The sequence below is a fragment of the Geodermatophilus sp. DSM 44513 genome, assembly GCF_032460525.1.
Classification (GTDB): Bacteria; Actinomycetota; Actinomycetes; order Mycobacteriales; family Geodermatophilaceae; genus Geodermatophilus.
The window spans coordinates 3,767,619-3,783,885 of record NZ_CP135963.1; the positions used below are offsets into that span (position 1 = coordinate 3,767,619).

The 16,267-nt window shown below is 77.0% G+C and carries 19 protein-coding genes; 4 read left to right on the forward strand and 15 right to left on the reverse strand.

Going from position 1 to position 16,267, the window contains the following annotated elements; all coding sequences use genetic code 11:
* The 11 genes from tsaD to glmS form a co-directional block, all read right to left on the reverse strand.
* On the reverse strand, positions 1-1,035 hold the full coding sequence (gene tsaD / locus RTG05_RS18190; protein WP_166526288.1) for a tRNA (adenosine(37)-N6)-threonylcarbamoyltransferase complex transferase subunit TsaD: 1,035 nt from the start codon (positions 1,033-1,035) through the stop codon (positions 1-3).
* Entirely contained in the window at positions 1,032-1,478 is a 447-nt protein-coding gene (gene rimI, locus RTG05_RS18195; RefSeq protein WP_315912034.1) for a ribosomal protein S18-alanine N-acetyltransferase, read from the reverse strand. Before rimI ends, tsaD begins: the two co-directional genes overlap by 4 nt.
* Positions 1,475-2,110, reverse strand: coding sequence for a tRNA (adenosine(37)-N6)-threonylcarbamoyltransferase complex dimerization subunit type 1 TsaB (tsaB, locus tag RTG05_RS18200; RefSeq protein ID WP_166526289.1), 636 nt, complete (start codon positions 2,108-2,110; stop codon positions 1,475-1,477). The genes rimI and tsaB overlap by 4 nt, the downstream gene beginning before the upstream one ends.
* Positions 2,111-2,128: 18 nt before the next feature.
* The gene (locus RTG05_RS18205; RefSeq protein ID WP_208104646.1) at positions 2,129-2,650 is read right to left on the reverse strand and encodes a GNAT family N-acetyltransferase; all 522 of its coding nucleotides are present in this window, start codon (positions 2,648-2,650) and stop codon (positions 2,129-2,131) included.
* Entirely contained in the window at positions 2,647-3,105 is a 459-nt protein-coding gene (tsaE, locus tag RTG05_RS18210; protein ID WP_166526290.1) for a tRNA (adenosine(37)-N6)-threonylcarbamoyltransferase complex ATPase subunit type 1 TsaE, read from the reverse strand. The genes RTG05_RS18205 and tsaE overlap by 4 nt, the downstream gene beginning before the upstream one ends.
* Entirely contained in the window at positions 3,102-3,725 is a 624-nt protein-coding gene (locus RTG05_RS18215; RefSeq protein ID WP_166526291.1) for a uracil-DNA glycosylase, read from the reverse strand. The genes tsaE and RTG05_RS18215 overlap by 4 nt, the downstream gene beginning before the upstream one ends.
* Positions 3,722-4,897, reverse strand: coding sequence for an alpha/beta fold hydrolase (locus RTG05_RS18220; protein WP_166526292.1), 1,176 nt, complete (start codon positions 4,895-4,897; stop codon positions 3,722-3,724). The genes RTG05_RS18215 and RTG05_RS18220 overlap by 4 nt, the downstream gene beginning before the upstream one ends.
* Positions 4,897-6,033 carry an alanine racemase gene (gene alr, locus RTG05_RS18225; protein WP_315912035.1) on the reverse strand — a complete coding sequence of 379 codons (1,137 nt, stop codon included), beginning with the start codon at positions 6,031-6,033 and terminating at the stop codon, positions 4,897-4,899. Before alr ends, RTG05_RS18220 begins: the two co-directional genes overlap by 1 nt.
* Positions 6,030-7,487: an NAD(P)H-hydrate dehydratase gene (locus RTG05_RS18230; protein ID WP_166526293.1), complete on the reverse strand. Its 1,458-nt coding sequence runs from the start codon at positions 7,485-7,487 to the stop codon at positions 6,030-6,032. The genes alr and RTG05_RS18230 overlap by 4 nt, the downstream gene beginning before the upstream one ends.
* Complete coding sequence (locus RTG05_RS18235; protein ID WP_166526294.1) at positions 7,484-7,891, reverse strand: holo-ACP synthase; 408 nt, start codon at positions 7,889-7,891, stop codon at positions 7,484-7,486. Before RTG05_RS18235 ends, RTG05_RS18230 begins: the two co-directional genes overlap by 4 nt.
* Positions 7,892-8,024: 133 nt before the next feature.
* Positions 8,025-9,902, reverse strand: a complete 1,878-nt coding sequence (glmS, locus tag RTG05_RS18240) for a glutamine--fructose-6-phosphate transaminase (isomerizing) (protein ID WP_166526295.1) — start codon at positions 9,900-9,902, stop codon at positions 8,025-8,027.
* Between the two features lie 176 nt (positions 9,903-10,078).
* Between glmS and RTG05_RS18245 the strand changes: the two genes are divergently transcribed.
* Complete coding sequence (locus tag RTG05_RS18245; RefSeq protein ID WP_166526296.1) at positions 10,079-11,116, forward strand: NAD-dependent epimerase/dehydratase family protein; 1,038 nt, start codon at positions 10,079-10,081, stop codon at positions 11,114-11,116.
* Here the strand turns inward: RTG05_RS18245 and glmM are convergent.
* The 4 genes from glmM to RTG05_RS18265 form a co-directional block, all read right to left on the reverse strand.
* Positions 11,113-12,459 carry a phosphoglucosamine mutase gene (gene glmM / locus RTG05_RS18250; protein WP_166526297.1) on the reverse strand — a complete coding sequence of 449 codons (1,347 nt, stop codon included), beginning with the start codon at positions 12,457-12,459 and terminating at the stop codon, positions 11,113-11,115. The two genes, RTG05_RS18245 and glmM, sit on opposite strands and share 4 nt — an antisense overlap.
* Before the next feature lie 20 nt (positions 12,460-12,479).
* Complete coding sequence (gene rpsI, locus RTG05_RS18255; protein WP_012950442.1) at positions 12,480-12,899, reverse strand: 30S ribosomal protein S9; 420 nt, start codon at positions 12,897-12,899, stop codon at positions 12,480-12,482.
* The gene (gene rplM, locus RTG05_RS18260) at positions 12,896-13,339 is read right to left on the reverse strand and encodes a 50S ribosomal protein L13 (RefSeq protein ID WP_166526298.1); all 444 of its coding nucleotides are present in this window, start codon (positions 13,337-13,339) and stop codon (positions 12,896-12,898) included. The genes rpsI and rplM overlap by 4 nt, the downstream gene beginning before the upstream one ends.
* A 145-nt stretch (positions 13,340-13,484) precedes the next feature.
* Entirely contained in the window at positions 13,485-13,979 is a 495-nt protein-coding gene (locus RTG05_RS18265) for a beta-class carbonic anhydrase (protein WP_315912036.1), read from the reverse strand.
* A 103-nt stretch (positions 13,980-14,082) separates the two neighbouring features.
* On the opposite strand from RTG05_RS18265, the gene glp reads away from it, so the two are divergent.
* Genes glp through RTG05_RS18280 form a run of 3 tightly spaced genes read left to right on the forward strand, consistent with a single transcriptional unit; the run spans position 14,083 to position 16,234 of the window.
* The gene (gene glp / locus RTG05_RS18270; RefSeq protein WP_166526299.1) at positions 14,083-15,276 is read left to right on the forward strand and encodes a molybdopterin molybdotransferase MoeA; all 1,194 of its coding nucleotides are present in this window, start codon (positions 14,083-14,085) and stop codon (positions 15,274-15,276) included.
* A complete protein-coding gene (gene moaC, locus RTG05_RS18275) occupies positions 15,273-15,743 on the forward strand; it encodes a cyclic pyranopterin monophosphate synthase MoaC (protein WP_089303749.1) in 471 nt (156 codons plus the stop codon). The genes glp and moaC overlap by 4 nt, the downstream gene beginning before the upstream one ends.
* Positions 15,740-16,234: a MogA/MoaB family molybdenum cofactor biosynthesis protein gene (locus tag RTG05_RS18280; protein WP_166526300.1), complete on the forward strand. Its 495-nt coding sequence runs from the start codon at positions 15,740-15,742 to the stop codon at positions 16,232-16,234. Before moaC ends, RTG05_RS18280 begins: the two co-directional genes overlap by 4 nt.
* The last annotated feature ends 33 nt before the right edge of the window (positions 16,235-16,267 follow it).

A 16,267-nucleotide genomic window follows, 5' to 3' on the forward strand; every position in this document is an offset into this window, starting at 1 on the left:
TCAGCGGGTGACGACGTCGATCGGCAGGGAGCTGTCCGCGCCGACGTCCGGGGCGGACGGCGCCACCCCCGCCTCGACCAGCCGGGAGCCCAGCGCGGCCACCATCGCGCCGTTGTCGGTGCACAGCCGCGGGCTGGGCACCCGCAGCACGATCCCGGCCGCGGCGCAGCGCTCCTCGGCCAGCGCGCGCAGCCGCGAGTTGGCCGCCACCCCGCCGCCGAGCACCAGGTGGTCCACGCCGGTGTCCCGGCAGGCGCGCACGGCCTTGCGGGTCAGCACGTCGGCCACCGCCTCCTGGAACGACGCCGCGACGTCGGCCACCGGCACCGGCTCCCCCGCCCGCTGCCGGGCCTCCACCCAGCGGGCGACGGCGGTCTTCAGCCCGGAGAAGGAGAAGTCGTAGGGGGCGTCGCGGGGTCCGGTGAGCCCGCGGGGGAAGGCGATCGCCGCGGGGTCGCCCTCGCGCGCGGCCCGGTCGATCGGCGGGCCACCGGGGAAGGGCAGGCCGAGCACGCGGGCGACCTTGTCGAAGGCCTCCCCCGCCGCGTCGTCGACGGTGCGGCCCAGCGACCGCACCTCCCGGGCCAGGTCGGGCACCAGCAGCAGCGAGCTGTGCCCGCCGGAGACCAGCAGCGCGATCGACGGCTCGGCGAGCGCCCCGTGCTGCAGCTCGTCGACGGCGACGTGCGCGGCCAGGTGGTTGACGCCGTACAGCGGCACGTCGAGGGCCAGCGCGTACGCCTTGGCCGCGGCCAGCCCGACCAGCAGCGCCCCGGTCAGCCCCGGCCCGGCGGTCACCGCCACGGCGTCGACGTCGGCGGCGCGCACCCCGGCCTCCGCCAGCGCGCGGTGCACGGTCGGCACCATCGCCTCCAGGTGCGCCCGCGAGGCGATCTCCGGCACCACCCCACCGAAGCGCTCGTGCTCGGCGACCGAGGTGGCCAGCGCGTCGGACAGCAGCGTCCGGCCCCGCACCAGGCCGACGCCGGTCTCGTCGCAGGAGGTCTCGAACCCCAGGACGAGCGGCTCGCTCACCGGCGCTCCCTCCTCATGACGACGGCGTCCGTGCCGCTGGGCTGGTAGTAGCGCGGCCGCCGGCCGGCCTCGGTGAACCCGCGCCGCCGGTACAGCCCCTGGGCCACCTCGTTGTCCGCGCGCACCTCCAGCAGCACCACCGGACTGCGCCGGTCGGCCTCGGTGAGCAGCGCGTCGAGCAGCAGGGCCCCGATGCCCTCTCCCTGCCGGCCCGCGGCGACGCCGATGGTGGCCACGTGCGCCTCGTCGGCGTAGGCGATCAGCCCGGCGTAGCCGACGACCCGGTCGTCCTCCTCGGCGACCAGGTAGTTCCGGGTGTCGGTGCGGGCCAGCTCGTCGCGGTACATGGCGCGGGTCCAGGTGTCCGGGGCGAACAGCTGCTCCTCCAGCTCCAGCACGGTGTCCAGGTCGGCCAGCCGCATCGGCCGCAGGCGGACGCTCAAGCGGTGGTCACCGGCTTGTGGGACGCCGGCGGGACGGCGTCCGGACGGCGCAGGTAGAGCGGCACCAGCGGTGCGGCGGACGGCGGGTCGGCCAGCTGCGCCGCCGCGGCCCGGAGCAGTCCGGCCGTGGTCACCTCGGCGGGGGTGACCTCGACGCCGAGCCGCTCGGCGAACCGGGCGTCCCCCACGACCGGGCCGGCCGGCGCCAGCTCCTCCGGGCGCAGCACCCCCGGCCCGTCGCTGCGTGTCCCGTCCGGGTCGTAGGCGGCCCAGTAGACCTCCCGGCGTCGGGCGTCGGTGACCACCGTGCGGGCACCGGAGCCCACCGCGTCCAGCGAGCACACCCCCACGGCCGGCAGCCCGCGGGCGTCGGCCAGCGCGGCGGCGGTGACCACCCCGACGCGCAGGCCGGTGAACGGGCCGGGGCCCAGGCCGGTGACGACGGCGGCCACGTCGGCCAGTGTCACGCCGGCGTCCCGCAGCACGTCGGTGACCGTGCCGGTGAGCAGCTCGGCGTGCCGGGTGCCCGAGGGCACCGCCCGCTCGGCGAGCACCTCGGCACCGTCCGCCGACCACCGCGCGAGGCCGGCGACCAGCGTCGGCGTGGCGGTGTCGAGGGCGAGGACGAGCACGGGTGACCAGGGTAGTGCTCAGGGGAGGTCGAGCTCGAAGACCGTCTCCGGACCGTCCTCCTCGTCCACCTGCTCCCCCACCCGGCGGAAGCCGAAGGGCGCCACCACGGCCAGCGACGCGGCGTTGTCCGGCGCGATGGACACCCGGACCACCCGGACGTCCGGTTCGCGCCGGGCGCGGTCGAGCAGCGCAGCCAGGGCGGCCCGCGCGTAGCCCCGGCGCCGGTGCTCGGGCAGGACCTCGTAGCCCACCTCGACCATGCCGCGGGCGTCGGGCGGGCCGTGGAACCCGGCGCGGCCGACGGTCAGCCGCCGGTCGGGGTCCCAGACGACCCCGGTCACCCACGCGGCGGACCCGGGGTCGGCCGTGACCTGCTCGGCCCGCAGCCGCCACACCGGCGCCCACCGCGGGCCGGCGAACGACGGCGGCAGCGGCACGGGCGAGCCGGCGCCCGCGGCGGCCAGGTCACCGTCGGCCAGCGCGGCGAGCACCGGGCCGGGGAGCTGGCGGACCTCGACCCGCGGGCGACCGCCGCTCACCGGTCGGCACCGTCCAGCCGCTGCTCCCAGCCCGGGCCGTGCGGCACCAGCACCGCCGTCCGGACGTCGTCCTCGCGGCGGTCCAGGCGCACCTCCAGGTGCTCGTCGGTCAGCTGCTCCACCAGCCCCTGCCCCCACTCCACGACGGTGACGGAGTCGGCGACCGTCACGTCGAGGTCCAGGTCGTCGACGTCGGCGACCCCGCCGAGCCGGTAGGCGTCGACGTGCACCAGCGGCAGCCGGCCGCCGCGGTGCACCCGGGCGATGACGAACGTCGGCGAGGTGACCGGCTCGCGTACGCCGAGCGCCTCCCCGATGCCCTGGGTCAGCGCGGTCTTGCCCGCGCCCAGCGGGCCGACCAGCACGACGAGGTCACCAGCACGCAGCAGCGCGGCCAGTGCGGCGCCGAGCGCCCGGGTGTCGGCCGGGGTGGGCAGCAGGTGCTCGCGCCTCACGTCAGGGTGGCCGCGACCGCGGTGAGGTCGGCCAGCAGCCCGGCGCGCGGCGCCCCGTTCGGGCCGAACCGGATCGCCGCCGACGGGTGGTAGGTCGCCCACACGGCGCGGCCGTCGACGTCGTGCGCCCGGCCGCGGGCGGCCGCCAGCACGGTGCGCGGGCCGAGGAACCACTTGGCCGAGGACAGCCCGAGGGCCACCACGACCGGCGGGTCGAGCAGCTCCAGCTGGCGGCGCAGCCAGCCGCTGCAGCGGGCCACCTCCGGCGCCTTCGGCGTCCGGTTGCCCGGCGGGCGGCACTTGACGACGTTGAGGACGGCGGCCTGCGCCCGGTGCAGCCCGGCCTCGGCGAGCAGCTGGTCCAGCAGCTGGCCGGACCTCCCCACGAACGGCCGGCCGGTCTGGTCCTCGGTCGCCCCGGGGGCCTCGCCGACCAGCGCGAAGCGCGGGCGCCCGGCAGCCGGGGGGTCGCCCACCACGACCTGCTGCCGGGTGGTGGCCAGCTCGGGGCAGGCCACGCACGGGCGGGCGACCCGGGCGAGGCCGTCCCAGTCCGGGGCCGCGGCCGCGGCGTGGGCGACCTCCTCGGCGGCGGCGTCGGACCGCGGCGGCCGGGTCACCCCTCGACCCCGCTGGGCTGGTCGGCGGCCACCCGGCGCAGCAGGCCCGACAGCGCCGCCGTCACCGCCTCCGGCTGCTCCAGCGGCACCATGTGACCCGCCGCGGGGACGACGACGTGCTCCACGCCCGGCGCCCCGGGGCCGCCCAGCAGCTCCACGATCGCGGCGCTGTGCCCCGGCGGGATCAGGGTGTCGCCGTCCCCGGTGAGCACCAGCACGGGGACCCGGCGCAGCGGCGCCAGCGACGCCGTCTCGTCCAGGCCGGCCAGCGCCGGGTAGAACTCCGCGATCACCTCGACCGGGGTGCCGGTGATCATCGAGTCCACGTAGCGGCCCAGCGCCGGGTCGACGTCGCGGGAGGCGAACGACAGCGACCAGGTGACCTGGGAGATGAGGTCGGCGGCCACCCGGCGGGTGCGCTCGGCGAGGCCGGGACGTCGGCGCATCGTGTAGGCCGCGATCGGCACCACCGCCGCCCGCACCCGGGTGAGCACCTGGGGCAGGCCGAGGTCGACGTCGGCGAGGTTGCCGCTGGAGGTGCTCACCAGCGCGGCCCCCACGACCCGGGTGCCGAACAGCTCCGGGCGCACCGCGGCCAGCGCCATCACCGTCATGCCGCCCATGGAGTGCCCGACGAGCACCACCGGCCCCGAGGGCACCCGCGCCCGCAGCACCGCGTCGAGGTCGCGGCCCAGCTGCGCCATGGTCGAGTGCTCGGCCGGCCCGCGGCCGGAGGCGCCGTGCCCGCGCTGGTCGTAGAACACCAGCCGGGCGGTCGGGCGGGCGCCGTTGGCGGTGGCCAGGGCAGCACCCAGCGCCCGGCGCTGGAAGGTCCAGGTCGCCATCGACAGGCAGTAGCCGTGGACGAAGACGACGGTCAGCGGAGCGTCGGAGGGCCCGACCTCCTCGACGGCCAGCAGCACGCCGTCGTCCGCCGCGACCAGCGCCGTCCGGTCGGCCCGCCGCGACCGCGGGCCGAGCGGGTCGTCCTCGCGCAGCTCCGCGTCCGAGGCGCCCGCCGGCAGGCCCGCCGCCGACCCCACCCGCTGAGCGCCCACCCGCCGGGCGGCGGCCCGGCTGACCGCGATCCCGACGGCGGTGCCGGCGGCGGCCAGGCCGACGACGGCACCGAGGACCCCCACGCGGTGCTGCGGCAGCTTCGGGGCGGCCATCAGACCGCCCCCGCCGAGCCGACGTACCGGCGGGCGAAGCGGCCCCCGACGCGGGTGACCAGCTCGTAGTGGATGGTGTCGACCGCGTCGGCCCAGTCCTGCGCGGTCGGCTCGCCGTGGTCCCCCGGCCCCCACAGCACGACCTCGTCGCCGGCCCGCACGTCGGCGTCCCCGACGTCGAGCACGAACTGGTCCATGCACACCCGCCCGGCGATGGTGCGCCGGGCGCCGGCGGCCAGCACCGGGGCCCGGTTGCCCGCCGCGCGCGGGACGCCGTCGGCGTACCCGACCGGCACGAGCAGCAGCGTGGTCTCCGTCCGGGGGCTGTAGGTGTGCCCGTAGGAGACGCCGGCGCCGGCGGGCACCCGCTTGGTCAGCGCGGCGGGAGCCCGCACGGTCATCGCGGGGCGCAGCCCGTGGGCGGCGGGGTCGCCGCCGAGGGGGTCCAGGCCGTAGACGGCGATCCCCGGGCGGACCAGGTCGTACCAGGTGCCCGGCAGCGCGATCGTCGCCGCGGAGTTGGCCAGGTGCCGGCGCGCCCCGGTCAGCCCGGCCGCGCGGGCGACCGCCACGGCCTCCTCGAACACCCGCACCTGCGTGCCGATCGTCGGGTGGGTGGGGGCGTCGGCATGGGCCAGGTGGCTCCACAACCCCACGACGTCCAGCTCGCCGTCGGCCTGTGCCCGCGCGGCGGCGGCGACCAGGTCCGGCCAGTCCGCCGCGACGGCGCCCTCGCGGGACAGGCCCGAGTCGGCGCACAGGTGCACGCGGGCGGTGCGGCCGGTGGCGCGCGCGGCCTCGACGACCTCGGCCAGGGCCCAGCCGGCGTTGACCGACACCTCGACGTCGGTAGCCAGCGCGGCGGCGTAGTCGGTGCCCGGGGCGTGCAGCCAGGCCAGCAGCGGGGCGGTGACCCCGGCCGCCCGCAGTGCCACGGCCTCCTCCAGCACCGCCACCCCGAGCGCGTCGGCCCCCCCGGCCAGCGCCGCCCGCGCCGCGGGGACGAGGCCGTGGCCGTAGCCGTCGGCCTTGACCACCGCCATGAGCGGCCGGCCGACGCGCTCGCGCAGCGCCGCGGTGTTGGCGGCGATGGCGTCGAGGTCGACCACCACCTCCGCACGGGGTCCGTTGGTCACGCGCCCCAGTCTCCCAGCCGTCCCGCGGGTGCCTGGCGCACCCGGCGCAGCGTCGCCGGCAGGCACCGCACCAGGTCGCTCGCGACCGGCGGACCCGCTTCGGCGGCCACCTGCCCCGCCCGCCCGTGCACGTGCGCGGCGACCGCGGCCGCCTCCTCGGCCGGCAGGCCGGTGGCCAGCAGCGCACCGAGGACCCCCGACAGCACGTCGCCGGTGCCGGCGGTGGCCAGCCACGGGGTGCCGGTGCCGTTGACGTAGGTGGTGCCGTCGGGGGCGGCGACGACGGTCGCGTCGCCCTTGAGCAGGACGACGGCGCCGAGGTCCGCGGCCAGCCGGCGGGCCGCGCCGACCCGGTCCTCGCCCACCTCACGACCGAAGCGGGCGTACTCGCGGTCGTGCGGGGTGAGGACGGTGGGCGCCGCCCGGCCGCGCAGCAGGTCCGGCTCCCGCGCGGCCAGGGTCAGCGCGTCGGCGTCCAGCAGCACCGGGAGGTCGGTGGCGAGCACCTCGGCCAGCACGGCGCGGGCGGCGTCGTCGGTGCCCGCGCCGGGGCCCACGACCCACGCCTGCACCCGTCCGGCGTCGGCCGGCCGGCCCTCGGTGACGATCACCTCGGGCCAGGCAGCCCGCACGCCCGCGGCCGCCGTCCCGGCGTAGCGGACCAGCCCGGGCCGGGTGCGCAGCGCCGCTCCCACGCACAGCACGGCGGCGCCGGGGTAGGTGGCCGAGCCGGCGACCACGCCGACCACGCCCTGGGTGTACTTGTCGTCGCCGGCGTGCGGCGGGCGGAGGCGGGCGGCCACGTCGGCGTCGGTCAGCTGCCAGGCGTCCGGGGCCGGCAGGTCCAGCCCGATGTCGACCAGGTGCACCTCGCCGGCGTGCCCCCGGCCCGCGCCGACGACCAGCCCGGTCGTGACCGCCCCGAAGGTGACGGTGTGCTGGGCGGGGAACGCCGTCCCGGGGGCCGCGCCGGTGGTCGCGTCCACGCCGCTGGGGACGTCGACGGCGACCATCAGGCCCGGCCCGGTGGCCGCCCGCTCGACCAGCCCGGCGGCCGGTGCCCGCAGGCCACCGCGGCCGCCGGTGCCGACGATCCCGTCCAGGACGAGGTCGGCACGCTCCAGGCCGGTGGGGCCGTCGGGGCCGGTGACCCGCCCGCCGGCGGCCCGCAGCGCGGCCAGGCCGGCGGGGTGCGCCCGCTCCGGGTCGAGCAGGACGGCGGTCACCCGGGCGCCGCGGCGGGCCAGGTGGGCGCCGGCGAACAGCGCGTCGCCGCCGTTGTTGCCGGCGCCGACCAGGGCGGTGACCCGGGTGCCGTGCGCGCGCCCGAGCAGCCGCAGGCAGACCGTGGCCAGGCCGGTGGCGGCGCGCAGCATGAGCGTGCCCTCGGGGGTGGCGGCCAGCAGCGGCTCCTCGGCCGCGCGGACCTGCCCGGCGGTGTAGAGGCCCCTCACTCGGTGTCCCCGTCTGCGCTCGTCCCTGCCCGCCCCGAGCCCTCGGCGACCACGACGGCCGAGGCGATGCCGCCGTCGTGGCTCAGTGACAGGTGCCAGGAGGTGACGCCGAGCTGCGCCGCCCGCCCGGCCACCGTGCCGCGCACCTCCAGGTGCGGGCGGCCGTGCTCGCCGACGCACACCTCCGCGTCGTGCCAGCGCAGGTCACCGGGGGCACCGAGGGCCTTGGCGACGGCCTCCTTGGCGGCGAAGCGGGCGGCCAGCGACTCACCCGTGCGTGGCGCGCCCCGCGGCGTCCGCTGCTCGGCGGCGGTGAACAACCGGTCGCGCAGGCCCGGCGTCCGGGTCAGCGACTCGGCGAACCGGTCCACCGGCACCACGTCGATCCCGACCCCGATGATCACGGGGCCAAGTCTGCCGTGCCGCCGTCCCACCCGCCGTTCTGACCTCGTCCGGGCTCACCGTCGCGGGTCCGGGCTCACGGCCGGCGGTGAGCCCGGACCGGCGATGACCAGCTGAGCTGATCGTCGGGGACCGTCACTCGACGGTGACGCTCTTGGCCAGGTTGCGTGGCTGGTCGACGTCGTAGCCGCGGGTGTCGGCGATCTCGCAGGCCAGCACCTGCAGCGGCACGGTGGTGACCACCGGCGCCATCAGCGTGGGCGTGCGGGGCACCCGGATCACGTGGTCGGCGTAGGGGACGACGTCCTCGTCGCCCTCCTCGGCGATCACGATGGTGCGCGCGCCGCGGGCCCGGACCTCCTGGATGTTGGAGACCACCTTGCCGTGCACCGACCCCCGCGCCCGGGGGGACGGGACGACGACGACCACCGGCGTCCCCTGGTCGATCAGCGCGATCGGCCCGTGCTTGAGCTCGCCGGCGGCGAAGCCCTCGGCGTGGATGTAGGCCAGCTCCTTGAGCTTGAGCGCACCCTCCAGAGCCACCGGGAAGGCGACGTGCCGGCCGAGGAACAGGATGGTGCCGGCGTCGGCCAGGGAGCGGCCGAGCTCGCGCACCGGCTCCATCTGGGTGAGCACCTCGGCGACCGCCTCGGGCAGCCGGCGCAGGTCGTCGACGATCGTGGCCACCTCGTCGGCGTACTTGATGCCGCGCACCTGCGCCAGGAACAACCCGACCAGGTAGCAGGCGATCAGCTGGGTGAGGAAGCCCTTGGTCGAGGCAACGGCGATCTCCGGCCCGGCGTGGGTGTAGAGGACGGCGTCGGACTCCCGCGGGATGGTCGAGCCGTTGGCGTTGCAGATCGCCAGCACGCGGGCCTTCTGCTCCTTGGCGTGCCGCAGCGCCATGAGGGTGTCCATCGTCTCGCCGGACTGGCTGATGACGACGACCAGCGTGGAGCGGTCCAGCACCGGGTCGCGGTAGCGGAACTCACTGGCGACCTCGACCTCGACCGGGATGCGGGTCCAGTGCTCGATGGCGTACTTGGCGATCAGCCCGGCGTGGTAGGCGGTGCCGCAGGCGACGACGAAGACCTTGTCGACGTCGCGCAGGTCCTGGTCGGACAGCCGCACCTCGTCGAGGACCAGCTCGCCGCCCTGGCCGATGCGGCCGAGCAGGGTGTCGGCGACCGCCCGCGGCTGCTCGGCGATCTCCTTGAGCATGAACCAGTCGTAGCCGCCCTTCTCGGCGGCCTCGGCGTCCCAGTCGACGGTGTAGGCGTGCGGCTCCACGGCGGTGCCGGTGAAGTCGGTGACGGTCAGCCCGCGGTGCCGGTCGATCTCGACGACCTGGTCCTGGCCGAGCTCGCGGGCCTCGCGGGTGTGCGCGATGAACGCGGCGACGTCGGAGCCCAGGAAGTACTCGGCGGTGCCGTCCGCCGTCTCGCCGACGCCGACGACCAGCGGGCTGTTGCGCCGGGAGGCGACCAGGGTGTCCGGCTCGTCGGCGTGCGAGGCGACCAGGGTGAAGGCGCCCTCCAGCCGGCGGCTCACCGTGCGCATCGCCTCGGCCAGGCGGCCGGGCCCGGCGGGCGTCTCGGCGTAGACCCGGGCGAGCAGGTGGGCGGCGACCTCGGTGTCGGTCTCGGAGGTGAACTCGACGCCGGTGGCCTCGCACTCGGCGCGCAGAGCGGCGAAGTTCTCGATGATCCCGTTGTGGATCACTGCGACCCGGCCGTCGGCGGACACGTGCGGGTGCGCGTTGCGGTCGGTCGGCCCGCCGTGGGTGGCCCACCGGGTGTGCCCGATGCCGATCGTCGACTCCGGGAGCGGGGCGTCGCCGAGGACCTTCTCCAGGTTGGCCAGCTTCCCGGCCTTCTTGGCCGTGGCCTGCCCGCCGTCGGCGAGGACGGCCACCCCCGCGGAGTCGTACCCCCGGTACTCCAGCCGGCGCAGACCCTCCAGGACGACGTCCAGGGCGTTCTGTGGACCGACGTATCCCACGATGCCGCACATTCCCCCGAGGCTACCGGCGGCACCGGACCGCTCCGTCCCGCCTCGCTCCACGGGATGAGACCGGCCGAGCGCGTGACGCCGGCCACGGGCGCGGCACGCGGGCCGGGTAGCGTCCGGCCACGGCGGCGTCCCGGGTGCCCGCGCGGGCGGCCGCCGCCCATCGACGAGGGGGTCCGGTGCGGCTGCTGGTGCTGGGTGGCGGCGGGTTCCTCGGCTTCCACGCGGTGGCCGCGGCGCTGGCCGCCGGCGCGGAGGTGAGCGTCCTCAGCCGCTCCGGCCGCACCCCCCACGACGGCGTCGAGGTGCTGCGCGGGGACCGCACCGCCGACCTCGGCGCGCTGCGCGGCCGGCAGTGGGACGCCGTCCTCGACACCTTCACCGACCCCACGCCCGACGCGCCGGCGGTGCGCGCGACCGCGGAGCTGCTGTCCGGCTCGGTCGGCGTCTACGGCTACGTGTCCGGGATGAGCGTCTACGACCCGCAGGGGCCCGCCGTGCCCGACGAGCGCGCGCCGGTCCGGGCGGCCGGGGTGCAGCCGGACGACGACCCGCTGCAGGAGCGGTCGCTGGCGAAGCTGGCCGGCGAGCGGGTGGTGACCGAGGTGTTCGACGGGCCGGCGCTATTCCCCCGGGTCGGCATCATGGTCGGCCCGCGCGACCCGTCGCACCGTTTCACCTACTGGCCGCTGCGGTTGTCCCGGGCGCTCACCGGGGAGCGCCCGCGCACCGTGCTGGCACCCGGGGACCCCGACCGTCCGGTGCAGTACAGCGACGCCCGGGACGTGGCCGGCTGGATCGTGGCCGCGCTGGCCGCCGGGCGGGGCGGGGTCCTCAACGCCGTCGGCCCGGGCCGGGCGGAGCCGCTGCGCGAGGTGCTGGCGGCCTGCCTGCGCGCGGCCGGCGGTGCGCCCGGTGACGTCGACCTGACCTGGGTGGACGAGGACCTGCTGCGCGACCGGCTGGCCGGGGTCGAGGAGGAGTCGCGGCCGCTGTGGTACCCCGAGGACCAGATCCCGCAGTCGGCGATCGACTCCTCCGCTGCGCTCGCCGCCGGCCTGGCCTTCCGCCCGGCCGAGGACACGGCCCGTGACACGCTGACCTGGGCGCGGGCGGAGGCCCCCGGTGAGGGGCTGGACACCCCCGAGGCGGCCCGGCGCGAGCAGGCCCTGCTCGCCGAGTGGGCACCCCCGGCCGGCGGCCTCGCGGGGCGCTAGTCGACGGCGGCGACGACCGCGGCCAGGCGCTGGGCGATCGCGTCGGCCCGCTCCTGGGTGGGCGCCTCGACCATCACCCGCACCAGCTGCTCGGTGCCCGAGGGGCGCAGCAGCACCCGGCCGTCCTCCCCGAGCTCGGCCTCGCCCCGGTTGACCGCCGCGGCGACCTCGTCGCTGGCCGACACGGCCGTCCGGTCGCGCACCGGCACGTTGACCAGCGTCTGCGGCAGCCGCTGCACCACCGACGCGAGCTCGGTCAGGGAGGCGCCGGTCTCGGCCATCCGGGACAGCAGCGCCAGCCCGGTGAGCAGCCCGTCCCCGGTGGTGGCGTGGTCGAGGAAGACCAGGTGCCCGCTCTGCTCGCCGCCCAGGCTCAGGCCGTGGGCCCGCAGCGCCTCGAGCACGTAGCGGTCGCCGACGGCGGTCGTGTGCACCGCGATGCCGGCGTCGCGCATGGTGTGGTGGAAGCCGAGGTTGCTCATGACCGTCGCGACGACGGTGTCGCCGGTGAGCCGGCCGCGCTGGTGCAGCCCCAGGGCGCAGACGGCGAGGATCGCGTCACCGTCGACGACCTCGCCCGCGGCGGTCACGGCCAGGCAGCGGTCGGCGTCGCCGTCGTGGGCGATGCCGAGGTCGGCACCATGCGCGCGCACGGCCGCGGTGAGCGGGCCGAGGTGCGTGGAGCCCACGCCGTCGTTGGTATTCCAGCCGTCGGGCTCGCCACCGATCACGTGCACGGTGGCGCCGGCCAGCCGGTAGACCTCGGGGGCGCACACGGCGGCCGACCCGTGCGCGCAGTCGACGACGAGGGTGAGCCCGGACAGCGGCCGGTCGACCGTGGACAGCAGGTGCTCCACGTAGACGGCCCCGGCGTCGGTGAGGTCGGAGACCCGGCCGACGTCGGCGCCGGTGGGCCGGGGGCCGTCGGTCTGACCGGCGGTCACGGCCTGCTCGATGGCGGCCTCGACGGCGTCGGGCAGCTTGTGCCCGCCGCGGCTGAACAGCTTGATGCCGTTGTCCGGCATCGGGTTGTGGCTGGCGGAGATCATCACGCCGAGGTCCGCGCCGGTGTGCCCGGTGAGGTGGGCGATCGCCGGGGTGGGCAGCACCCCGGCCCGCAGCACCTGCGCGCCGGCGCTGGCGAGGCCGGCGACGACGGCGGCCTCGAGCATCTCCCCGCTGGCGCGCGGGTCGCGACCGACGACCGCGACGGGACGCGCGGTCCCGTCGCGGTCGGCGAGCACGCCAGCGGCCGCCCGTGCCACCGAGAGGGCCAGCTCCGGGGTGAGGTCGGCGTTGGCCCGGCCCCGGACGCCGTCGGTCCCGAAGAGTCGGCCTCCCACGGAGACGCCGCGCGGGCCGGTCAGCGCTTCGAGTACTGAGGTGCCTTGCGGGCCTTCTTGAGCCCGTACTTCTTGCGCTCGGTGACGCGCGGGTCCCGGGTGAGGAAGCCGGCCTTCTTCAGGGCCGGGCGGTCCTCGGCCTCGACGGCGATCAGTGCGCGGGCGATCGCCAGGCGCAGCGCGCCGGCCTGGCCGCTCACGCCACCGCCCCGGAGGATGCCGACGACGTCGTACTGCTCGGTCCGCTCCACGGTCACGAACGGCTCACGGATGAGCTGCTGGTGCACCTTGTTCGGGAAGTACTCCTCGATGGTGCGGCCGTTGAGCCGGAACTGGCCGGTGCCCGGCAGCAGGCGCACGCGGACGATGGCCTCCTTGCGCCGGCCGACGGTCTGCACCGGACGCCCCTCGGCGTCGGTCACGGTGAGGGCGGTCGTCACTGGGCCACCTGCTTGATCTCGTAGGTCTGGGGCTGCTGGGCGGCGTGCGGGTGCTCGGGGCCCGCGTACACCTTGAGCTTCTTGAGCATCTGACGGCCCAGGCTGTTGTGCGGGAGCATGCCCTTGACGGCGCGTTCGACGACGCGGTCGGGGTGGGTGCGCAGCTGGTCGCCGACGTTGATCCGCTTGAGGCCGCCCGGGTAGCCGGAGTGGCGGTAGGCGATCTTCTCGTCCCGCTTGGAGCCGGTGAGGGCGAGCTGGCCGGCGTTGACGATGACGACGAAGTCGCCGACGTCGACGTGCGGGGCGTACTGGGGCTTGTGCTTGCCGCGGAGCAGGATCGCGGTCTGGCTGGCGAGTCGACCGAGCACCACGTCGGTGGCGTCGATGACGTGCCAGGCCCGGCTGATGTCGCCGGGCTTGGGGGTGTACGTGCGCACGGCGCTCGTGTCCTCCGTCGTCGTCGGGGCGGCTGGTGGATCGCCTCACCGAGGACGGGAAGCGGGAGCGGCGCGCGGGCACCAGCCGGCTCCGCGCACCAGCGGACGACGATACCAGCCGGTCGACGGGCGCCCCGGCCCGCGGTCAGTCCGGGACGACGACCTCGCGCAGCCGCCCGGTGTCCACGTCGTAGACGGTGCCCCGGACGTCGTGGGACAGCAGGTACGGGCAGGACCGCAGCTGCCGCACGGACTCCCGGACGTCCTCCTCGACGTCGGGGAAGGCCTGCACCGCCCAGTCCGGCCGCACACCGGTGGTCTGCTCGACCCGGTCGAGCAGCGCGGCCTCGTCGGCGCCCTCCATCCCGCAGCGGGTGTGGTGCACCAGCACCACCTCGCGGGTGCCGAGCACGTGCTGGGAGACGGTGAGGGAGCGCAGGGTGTCGGCGGTGACCACACCGCCGGCGTTGCGGATGACGTGGGCGTCACCGGGCTGGAGGCCGAGGATGCGGGGGACGTCCATCCGCGCGTCCATGCACGCCACCACGGCGACCGCGCGGGCCGGTGGGGCCGGCAGCCCCCCGGGCGCCTGCGGTGCCCACTGCGCGTTCGCCTCGAGCATGCGGTCCAGCTCGGCCACTGCCACCCCCTCGTCCGGTGGACCCGACCCTAGCGACGCACCCCGGGGCGGCGGCCGAGCGACCTCCCCCGTGCTCGTGACACCGATCGGTCAGGATGGGCTCGTGCGCACGGTCGAGGAACACCAGGCGGTCGTCGCGGCGCTGCTCGCCCCGCTGGACGACGAGGAGGTGCCGCTGGCGGCCGCGCACAACCGGGTCCTGGCCCGGGACGTCACCGCACGGGTGTCGCTGCCCGGCTTCGACAACTCCGCCATGGACGGCTACGCCGCGCGCTCGGCCGAGGTGGCCACGCTGCCCGTGCGGCTGCCGGTCGCCGACGACGTCCCCGCCGGGCGCACCGACGTGCGCCCGCTCGAGCCCGGCACCGTGCAGCGGATCATGACCGGCGCCCCGCTGCCCGACGGCGCCGACGTCGTGGTGCCGGTGGAGCTCACCGACGGCGCCACCGACGTCGTGGAGGTCCGCGACGCGCCCGCGCCGGGCACCCACCTGCGCCGGGCCGGGGAGGACATCACCGCCGGCACGGTGGCGCTGACCGCCGGCGTCCCGCTCGGCGCCGCCCAGCTGGGCCTGGCGGCCGCCGTCGGCGCCCGGACGCTGTGGGTGCGCCGCCGCCCTCGGGTGCTCGTGCTCTCCACCGGCAGCGAGCTGGTCGCCCCCGGGGAGGAGCTGCTGCCCGGGCAGATCTACGAGTCGAACTCCGCACTGCTCGTGGCCGCCGTGCAGGACGCCGGGGGCACCGCGCGGCGGCTGCACTTCGTGCCCGACGACGTCGGGGAGTTCCTCGCCACCGTGCGCGCCGAGCTGGCCACCGCCGACCTGCTGGTCACCAGCGGCGGAGTCAGCGCCGGGGCCTACGAGGTGGTCAAGGACGCCTTCGCCGAGCTGGGCACCGTGCAGTTCGTCAAGGTGGCCATGCAGCCCGGCGGTCCGCAGGGGGCCGGCACGGTGGACGGCGTCCCGGTGGTCACGCTGCCCGGCAACCCGGTGAGCGCGTTCGTGTCCTTCGAGGTGTTCGTCCGGCCGGCGCTGCGCCGCGCGCTGGGCCACGCCGCGCCCGGCCGGCTGCGCGCCCCGGCCACCCTCACCGCGCCGCTGCGCTCCCCGGCCGGGCGCCGCCAGTTCCTGCGCGGCCGCTACGACGCCGGCACCGTCTCCCAGGTCGGCGGCCCGGGCTCGCACCTGGTCGCCCACCTGGCCCGCGCCAACTGCCTGGTCGTCGTCCCCGAGGACGTGACCGAACTGCCCGCCGGCGCCCCGGTGGACGTCGTGCTGATCGAGGGAGCACTCCAGTGAGCGACCGCCTGACCCACGTCGACGAGGCCGGCGCGGCCCGGATGGTCGACGTCTCCGCCAAGCCGGTGACCGCCCGGGAGGCCACCGCCGCCGGCCGGGTGCTGGTCAGCCCGGAGGTGGTGGCGCTGCTGCGCGGCGAGGGGGTGCCCAAGGGCGACGCCGTCGCCGTCGCCCGCATCGCCGGCATCGCCGGGGCCAAGCGGACGCCGGACCTCGTGCCGCTGTGCCACCCGATCGCGCTGCACGGGGTCACCGTGGACGTGACCGTGGCCGACGACGCCGTGGAGATCGTCGCCACCGCCCGCACCGCGGACCGCACCGGCGTGGAGATGGAGGCGCTCACCTCCGTGGCCGTCGCCGGGCTGACCGTCATCGACATGGTCAAGGCGGTCGACCCGCGGGCGTCGGTCACCGACGTCCGGCTGCTGGCCAAGTCCGGCGGGAAGAGCGGGGAGTGGCGCCGGTGACCTCCGGCCTGCCGGCCGGCGCCCGCGCGGTCGTCGTCACCGCGTCCAACCGGGCTGCCGCCGGGGTCTACGCGGACCGCAGCGGCCAGGCGCTGGCCGAGGGTCTGCAGGCGCTGGGGTTCGCCGTGGAGGGCCCGCACGTGCGCCCGGACGACGTCGAGGCACTGGTCACCGTGCTGCGCGAGGCGGTGGAGTCGGGCGCGGACGTCGTCCTGACCACCGGCGGCACGGGGCTGTCGCCCACCGACGTCACCCCCGAGGCCACCCGGCAGGTGCTCGAGCGGGAGGCGCCGGGCATCGCGGAGGCGGTCCGCCGGTACGGCGAGCCGCAGGTGCCCACCTCGGTGCTCTCCCGGGGGCTGGCCGGCACCGCCGGGCGCACCCTGGTGGTCAACCTGCCCGGCTCTCCCGGTGGGGTGCGCGACGCCCTGGCCGTGCTCGGCCCGCTGCTCCCCCACGTGGTCAGCCAGCTGCGCGGCGGCGACCACTGAGCCGGGTGGACCCGTCCGCGTCACGCGGACGGG